This is a genomic window from Deltaproteobacteria bacterium, assembly GCA_030654105.1.
In the GTDB taxonomy this organism is placed as follows: domain Bacteria; phylum Desulfobacterota; class SM23-61; order SM23-61; family SM23-61; genus JAHJQK01.
The window spans coordinates 1-7,477 of the sequence record JAURYC010000156.1; the positions used below are offsets into that span (position 1 = coordinate 1).

The 7,477-nt window shown below is 51.3% G+C and carries 8 protein-coding genes; 5 read left to right on the forward strand and 3 right to left on the reverse strand.

Translation table 11 applies throughout. From position 1 onward, the window contains the following. Positions 1 to 638, reverse strand: a 638-nt coding sequence (locus tag Q7V48_06455) for a branched-chain amino acid ABC transporter permease (protein ID MDO9210375.1), incomplete at its 3' end; no start/stop codon positions are given. 106 nt (positions 639 to 744) lie between these two features. On the opposite strand from Q7V48_06455, the gene Q7V48_06460 reads away from it, so the two are divergent. Continuing rightward, positions 745 to 1,812 carry a prenyltransferase gene (locus tag Q7V48_06460; GenBank protein ID MDO9210376.1) on the forward strand — a complete coding sequence of 356 codons (1,068 nt, stop codon included), beginning with the start codon at positions 745 to 747 and terminating at the stop codon, positions 1,810 to 1,812. 150 nt (positions 1,813 to 1,962) lie between these two features. On the opposite strand, the gene Q7V48_06465 is transcribed toward Q7V48_06460, so the two are convergent. Next, on the reverse strand, positions 1,963 to 2,730 hold the full coding sequence (locus tag Q7V48_06465; protein ID MDO9210377.1) for a PIG-L deacetylase family protein: 768 nt from the start codon (positions 2,728 to 2,730) through the stop codon (positions 1,963 to 1,965). A gap of 208 nt (positions 2,731 to 2,938) precedes the next feature. Here Q7V48_06465 and Q7V48_06470 point away from each other — a divergent pair, with 208 nt between their 5' ends. Genes Q7V48_06470 through Q7V48_06480 form a run of 3 tightly spaced genes read left to right on the forward strand, consistent with a single transcriptional unit; the run spans position 2,939 to position 6,328 of the window. After that, the gene (locus Q7V48_06470) at positions 2,939 to 4,216 is read left to right on the forward strand and encodes a GAF domain-containing protein (protein ID MDO9210378.1); all 1,278 of its coding nucleotides are present in this window, start codon (positions 2,939 to 2,941) and stop codon (positions 4,214 to 4,216) included. Then, positions 4,209 to 5,273: a 4Fe-4S binding protein gene (locus Q7V48_06475; protein MDO9210379.1), complete on the forward strand. Its 1,065-nt coding sequence runs from the start codon at positions 4,209 to 4,211 to the stop codon at positions 5,271 to 5,273. Before Q7V48_06470 ends, Q7V48_06475 begins: the two co-directional genes overlap by 8 nt. Positions 5,274 to 5,299: 26 nt before the next feature. Continuing rightward, positions 5,300 to 6,328 carry an NADH:flavin oxidoreductase gene (locus tag Q7V48_06480; protein ID MDO9210380.1) on the forward strand — a complete coding sequence of 343 codons (1,029 nt, stop codon included), beginning with the start codon at positions 5,300 to 5,302 and terminating at the stop codon, positions 6,326 to 6,328. 5 nt (positions 6,329 to 6,333) lie between these two features. Here the strand turns inward: Q7V48_06480 and Q7V48_06485 are convergent, their stop codons facing one another. Further along, complete coding sequence (locus Q7V48_06485; GenBank protein ID MDO9210381.1) at positions 6,334 to 6,654, reverse strand: DUF192 domain-containing protein; 321 nt, start codon at positions 6,652 to 6,654, stop codon at positions 6,334 to 6,336. A 331-nt stretch (positions 6,655 to 6,985) separates the two neighbouring features. On the opposite strand from Q7V48_06485, the gene Q7V48_06490 reads away from it, so the two are divergent. Then, complete coding sequence (locus Q7V48_06490; GenBank protein MDO9210382.1) at positions 6,986 to 7,129, forward strand: hypothetical protein; 144 nt, start codon at positions 6,986 to 6,988, stop codon at positions 7,127 to 7,129. Positions 7,130 to 7,477 lie beyond the last annotated feature (348 nt).

Consider the following 7,477-nt stretch of genomic DNA (forward strand, 5'->3'; position numbering starts at 1 on the left):
AGGGCACCGAAGTTGGAGATCATCACGCCGGCCATAGCGATAGACATAGAGCTCAGGGCCCATACGATGAGAAGAATGAACCGGGCATCGATGCCGAAGGCCATGGCCTTGACTTGGCTTTCCGAGGTGGCCCGGATGGCCACTCCCCAGCGGGTACGGAAAAGAAAGAAAAGAATGAATCCGAAGGCGACAATCGATAACAACCCTGCCCAAATCCGTTCCGAGGGAAACAGAAGATTTTCGGATTCAAGACTTATATCGGGTAAGTCCAGGAAAAAAGAATAAGAATGGGCGCCAAAGATGAGCTGCACGGAAGACCGGAGAACACTGCTCAGGCCGAGGGTGATGATGGTCATGGAGAGGGCCGAGCGCCCCAAAAGGGGTTTGATGGAAAGGCGCTCGATGAGGGCTCCCATGGCCCCCGCGGCCAGGAGGCCCAGAGGAAGGGCGAGGACAAAAGGAATGCGCAAGTCAAAGAAAAAAACGTAAAAAAGAAACGAACCGACGACCAGAAACTCCCCGATGGCGAAATTAAAGGCCTCCGAGGCCCGGAAGATGATGACAATGCCCAGGCCCAGGAGCCCATAGACGCAGCCGATCAAAAGACCGGCTCCCACGGTTTGGATCAAATCGGTCATTTTTCCCCCCATTCCACTTTAGCCCCCCCACCCTCTCCCTCCCCATCGAGGGGGGAGGGCTTGCCCTGTGGAGTAAGTTCTTCGACTCCACAGGGTGAAGGAGGGGGTGGAATTACTTCAACTCGACGTCGGTATTGATCCAGGGAGAGAGTGGCTTCCAGGTTCAAAACTGGGGGTGGGCGAGAAGGAAATTGCCATTGACGAAAGGGCAAATTGGGGTAAAATGGGGATAAATTTGGAGAAGGGGAGAATGAAAGAACAAAAAGTTCCTTTGAAAATTTGGCTGGCCGAATTGCGGGCTCCGTTTTTTACAGCTTCGTTGGTTCCCGTAATTTTAGGCGCGGTAATGGCCTGGCATGAAACCCGTATTTTTAATTCTTTATATTTTATGCTCACCTTAGCCGGCGTGCTGGCGTTGCATACCGCCACCAACACGCTGAATGATTATTTCGATTACCGCAGTGGGAACGACCTTCTGAATCGTGAAGCCAACCGACCTTTTGACGGGGGAAGTCCATTTATCATCGATGGCCGGTTGAAGGCAGAGGCGGTTTACCGATTTGGCGTGGGTGCTTTGTTGCTGGGGATCGCCATCGGCCTTTTCCTGGCGTGGAAGAGGGGGTGGCCGATCATTCCCCTGGGTTTGATCGGTGTGGGTACGGCTTACTTCTATGTGGAACCCCGGGTGAAATTGGCTTCCCGGGGCGTGGGCGAACTTTTAACCGGCTTCTGTTTTGGCCCTCTGGTGGTGATCGGCGCTTACTTTGTTCAGGCTCAGACCATCAGTTCAGTTGCCATAATGGCTGGGATTCCGGTTGGCTTTTTAATCACCAATGTTCTTTTCATCAACCAGTTTCCGGACCGGGAGGCGGACCTGGCAGTCGGCAAGAACCACTGGGTGGTCCGTTTGGGTAAAAAGAAGGCGGCCAAAGTTTTTGTGGTGTTGGTTTCTGCGGTTTATTTCTCTGTGGCTCTGGGCGTCCTGCTGAGAATCCTCCCCATATTCTCTTTCATTACTTTTTGTACCATTCCCATTAACCTGAAAGGGGTCATGGTGGCCTTGAAGGAATACGAAAATTCCCCCAGACTGAGACCGGCCCAGGCCCTAACCATTTTGTCCCATTTATCCACTGGCCTCCTCCTGAGCCTGTCTTTCTATCTCTCTGAGTTATAGATTTCCTTTCTTTTCCCACACCCATCCCATCTCCGCTCCGATGTTCCATGGGTGCTGCATGATAAAAGTAAAAACCGCTGCGCGCCTCGCATCTGATGTAGGGGCACGGTAACCGTGCCCCTACTTTGCTTTTTACGAGTCCATCAATCTTCAGGGCATAGACTTCTTCAGTTGTCGAAGGCGCTGACCAGGATCACGGAAGATCTGCAGGCATCGGAAACGCTCGGCATAGGCCAGACCTTTCTCCCGTCCCCACGCGCCGAACCAAGTGCGGACGAACTTCTCCATAATTTTCGGCTCTTTGATCTGGCTGGTGTGGCAGCGCAGGGCCTTGATTTTCAGATCCAGGGTGGGCTCGATGTCCACCCAGGTATTCGGCTGGGAAGCGGCGAAAAAATACAACTCGGATACCGCATGAGGATTTAATCCTTCGATCAGGTGCCCCGGGAAAAAATTGCGGTTCAGGGCCGCGGGGTAGGCGGCATCAAAAGCCAGTTCTCCGGCCACGCGGTGGTCGGCATGGAAGAGGTATTGGTTATCAAAGGCGCGGTTGGCCGGATCGTGGGTTAAGAGGATGTCCGGGCGACATTGGCGGATGATCCGTACCAATTCGCCTCGGAATTCCAGGGAATATTGCAGTTCGCCGTCGGGTTTCCGTAGGAAAATGACCTCCTTGGCCCCGATTACCCTGGCGGCGGCGAGTTGTTCTTTCTCGCGTGTCCTCGCTAATTCCAGGTTGGTCACGGAGGGATCATCTGACCCTTTCTCGCCGCTGGTGCAGATGGTATAAACGATTTCCGCTCCTTCCTTTGCCCACCTGGCCAACGTCCCGGCACAGCCGAAGTCCACGTCATCCGGGTGGGCGCTGATAACCAAAACCCGCAAAGAGTTTTTTCTTTTTTCCCCTTGTTTATTCAAGACGGCCTCCGGATTTATTTGTAAATATAGGATGATTGCCGGAGGGTGTCAAATAGAAAGAATTGGCACTAGAAAGAATTGGCAAAATATTTCAATCTTACTTGCCTTTAGCGGAATAGAGGTCTATAATCACCCATATCTTTGCTTTTTCCAATGGTTCGTCCGCCTGCTCAAAGAATTCCAGGTGAGATAAGGAGTCCAAGGAGCCGTGGATCGTTCTTCCCTCGCCGAAGACTTTGAAAAACTTTTAAACGTAGGGATCGCGCTTTCCAGCATCCATGACCTGGAGAAACTCCTGGACCTTATTCTGCAGGAGACTCGCCGCCTGACCAAGGCCGATGCGGGAACGCTCTACCTGGCGAAGGATGGCCAATTGATTTTCAAGGTGAGCCAGTGCCAAAGTTTGGTTGAAAGGTGCGGAGAGGCGTGCATGCGTCGAATGTATCAATCCTTCTCCCTGCCCATTTCCAGGGAATCGATCGCCGGTTATGTTGCCTTGACCAAGAAAGTACTCAACATCCCGGACGTGAGGGAGATTCCTCGCAAGGCTTCTTACCATTACAACCCTTCCTGGGATGAACGGGCCGGCTATGTTACCCGCTCCATGATGGTGGTCCCCATGCTCAACCGGGAAGGTAATGTAGCGGGAGTCCTGCAATTGATCAATGCCATGGACGATGCGACCGATGGAAAGGTGGTGCCGTTCCCGGCCAAGCACGAAAGGTTACTTTCCTCTCTGGCTTCCCAGGCCGTGGTGGCCATTGAAAATACGGAGCTGACCGAAGATCTGAAACAAGCCCATTTAGACACTATCTTCCGCCTGGGTGTTGCTGCCGAGTACCGGGATAAAGAGACGGCGAATCATATCAAGCGCATGAGCCAGTATTCGACCCTGATCGCTGAAGGCCTTGGCTGGGGTGAAGAAAAAGTGAATATGATTCTCCGATCCAGCCTCATGCACGACGTAGGGAAATTAGGAATTCCCGACGGCATCTTGCAGAAACCCGGCCGCCTGACACCGGAAGAGCGACATTTCATGGAGTACCACACGATTATCGGGGGGAATATCCTCAAAGGGTCGAAGGCGACGATCTTAAGACAATCACGCATCGTGGCCCTCACCCATCATGAAAAATTTGATGGGACGGGATATCCTCGCCACCTGAAGGGAGAAGAGATTCCCATCGAAGGCCGGATTACCATCCTGGCGGATGTTTTCGATGCCTTATCCTCGAAAAGAGTTTACAAGGAGGCCCTGGAGGAAGAAGAGGTTCTCCGCATCCTCCGGGAAGGGCGAGGGTCTCATTTTGACCCGAAGATCCTGGAAGTATTCCTGGCGAATTTAGATGGGGTGCGCGCAATTCAGAAGCGTTATGGGGACCAGGAGGGAGACTTCAATAAATTCAGAGATCTGGATCAGCTCAAGATCGAAGATGAGGAAAACGGAAAAAAGCCGGAACCGGAAGAGGAGAGCAAGGATGGATGAGAAGATTTATCAGAGACTCCGGGAACACTTAGATTCCCTTCCCACGGGCTATCCCAAAACCCAGAGCGGAGTGGAGCTCAAAATGCTCCAAAAGCTTTTCACGGAAGAAGAAGCGGAAATGGCCTGCCAGCTGAAGCCTCTTCCGGAGAAGGCGGAAGAAATCGCTCAGCGTCTGGGCCGTAACCCGGGAAAAGTGGCGGATTTTCTGTACCACATGTCCAGGAAAGGACTCATCTTGCGTCTCAAGCTCAATGGAGCCTACCATTACATGGCCGCGATGTTTATTGTGGGGATCTTCGAGTACCAGGTGAAGAATCTCGACCGGGAGATGGCCGAGATTTTCGATGAGTATGCCCGGGAGGCATTGTACGCAGAAATGATTCGTCCCCAAACCCCCCAGCTCCGGGTTGTGCCCGTCCAGCAGAGCCTGGACGCCGCCATGGAAATCCAGCCGTACGATGAATTACGCAAAATCGTCGAATCGCAGAAGACGATTGCTCTGGCGGACTGCATCTGCCGGAAGAAAAGCAGCCTCCTCGACCATCCTTGCCGAAAGCCCCTCGAAACCTGCCTCCTTTTTGGGGCCACGGGGGAATACTACATCGAAAATGGCATGGCCCGAAAAATTGCGGTGGAAGAGGCTCTGGAAATTTTGGGGAAGAATGAGAAAGCGGGGTTGGTGCCCAGTCCGGCGAACGCCCAAAAGGTGGGGGGGATGTGCAGCTGTTGTGCTTGCTGCTGCGGAGTGCTCAAGGCTGTTAAACTCGACCCCCAGCCCAGCAGCCGGGTGAAATCCAATTACTTCGCCCGGGTGGATGAAGATCTCTGCGCCGGCTGTGAAACCTGTCTGGAGAGATGCCAGATGGAGGCGATCTTCATGGAAGATGACCGGGCGAATATCGACCTCAAGAGGTGCGTGGGCTGCGGGCTTTGCGTAACGACCTGCCCGACGAAAGCCCTCTCTCTTTTCCGGAAAAAGCCCAAAGAGCTCTATGTCCCCCCGGCCAAACCGTTTGATACCTACCTGCAAATCGCCAAAGAGATGGGAAAGATATAAGAACCCTTTTTCTCAAGGAGTATTAAATGTCTCGCCTTTTTGACCCGCTGCGGATCAAAGACACTGAACTCAGAAACCGCACCGTCTTTGCGCCCGTGGTTACGAATTTCGGGTTGAGGAACAACCAGGCCATTCAATATTTTGCCGAGCGCGCCAGGGGCGGAGTGGGTCTGATTATCGTGCATGGCACACCCGTCGATCTACTTTTACGGACCAATTGGGCCCAGAGCCTGAGTCCCCTGGTCATGGCGATTCATGAACAGGGAGCCAAAGTAGCCTTGCAACTCTGGCACGGAAATGAATTGAACGGCCAGGCGGTTGCCCCTTCTGTCCGGGAGTCCTATCGCCAGATCACCCGGGAGGAAATCCGTACGGTGGTCGAGAAATTCGTCACAGCCGCCAGACATTGCCAGGAAGCCGGGTTTGATGGGGTTGAGGTTCACGGAGCGCACGGGTATTTCATCCACCAGTTCTTTTCGCCCTTAACCAACCAAAGATCCGATGAATACGGTGGGAATGCCGAGAAGCGCATGCTCTTGGGAATGGAGCTGGTTGTGGCCATGCGCGAGGCGGTGGGAGAGAGGTTCCTTCTACTTTATCGGCATAGCGCGGTAGATGGTGTCCCAGGAGGGATCTCTGTCGAAGAGAGTGCGCGCTTTGCCCAAGCCTTGGAGAACCACTGGCTGGACGTGATCGATGTTTCCGCCGGCATGGGGCGGACCGATGAGCTTTCCATTCCGCCGGCTTCGGCTCCCGAAGGGACCCACGCCGAACTTGCCGCTAAAATCAAGGCGAAGGTTACCATTCCGGTAATTGCGGTGGGGAAAGTGCAAACCCGGGCCGGGGCCGAAAAGATTTTACAGGAAGGGAAGGCTGACCTTGTTGCCCTCGGCCGACAGTTATTGGCTGATCCGTACTGGCCAGAGAAGATGCAGGAGGGGAGAGAAGACGAAGTTGTTACCTGCACCTACTGCAACTTTTGCGCGCAGGAGATGCATGCCGGCAGGCCCATTGCCTGCCCGCAGAATCCAAACCTAGGCCAAGAAAAAAAATAAGGAAATCATTTCGGGACGGTGAAAGGGAGGTGAACAGAATCTCCCACATCGATTCCGTTCTTTTTAAACCAACCCTGATTTACTTCCAGGGCGTACTGGGCCGGCCGGGCGGAAACGCGCGTCCGCAGACTGAAAGGTTCCATATCCTGGATGTCCACGATCCTTCCTTGTTGATCGATGAAAGCAATGGAAAGAGGGATGCGGGTATTTTTCATCCAGAAAGAAAGCATTTCTTCCCGATCATAAATAAAGAGCATGCCTTCGTCTTTTCCAAGGCTTTCCCGGAACATCAACCCTTTGGCTTTCTCCCTTTCCGTTCGGGCCACTTCAACTCTTATTTTTTTCTCCTTGAGAGTTAGAAAGATGAAAGTTTGTTCGTTCGGGAAGGCGCTTTCACTCTCAAAAGTCAGGATTAAAAAAAGGGGGAAAAGAAACTTAATAAAAATTTTTACACTGGGAATTTTTTGAAGCTCACTCATTTTTTGATATCTATGGTGAATATTTTTTTATAGTAGGGTAAACTATTCTTGGCAGCTGGGTTTAAATATATTAAAAATCGACCATAAACTCAATTAGATTTATTCAATGAGTGGATTGAATCAACTTGGAAACATCGCCAGAAAAATCTTTAAGAATTGGAGTCGGATTTTTTCAATCTTGCTCTTGTTTGCGTCAGGGTGCTTCCAGCGTTCCGATGATGAAGGCAGTCCAGCGATCAAGATCTTCTTGGCTCTGGGAATCTGCCTGGCCGCGGTTTTCCTGATTTTTTATATCGTCGTCAAAGGAAGGGAAAAAGATTGACAAAGCCCAACAGGCATTATAATTTTTTATTCTGGACCCAGATAAACGCAGATTGGCAAGATAAAGATTGAGAATACAGGAATTGTCCCTGATTGTTTTGTCTGCGAGGATCTGCGAAAATCCGCGTCATAATTAATTCAATTGTATAGGAATTTCCTTGTTGGACACGGATTCACCCTGTTAGATGTTTACTATCTAACAGGGTAAACACAGATTTTCTGGATATTAAAAATAAAAAAATTCACAGAAAATATATATCTGCGTTTATCTGCGAAAATCTGCGTCCTATTAAATTTAATATTGATTACCAATTATTACGAAAACTTGAGAGAAAAATAACGGCAATAA

What these genes read in the sequence shown, in the direction of transcription:
- Q7V48_06475 (MDO9210379.1), top strand. Translation starts at nt 4,209, where the DNA reads ATGGATGAGAAGATTTATCAGAGACTCCGGGAACACTTAGATTCCCTT.
- Q7V48_06480 (MDO9210380.1), top strand. Translation starts at nt 5,300, where the DNA reads ATGTCTCGCCTTTTTGACCCGCTGCGGATCAAAGACACTGAACTCAGA.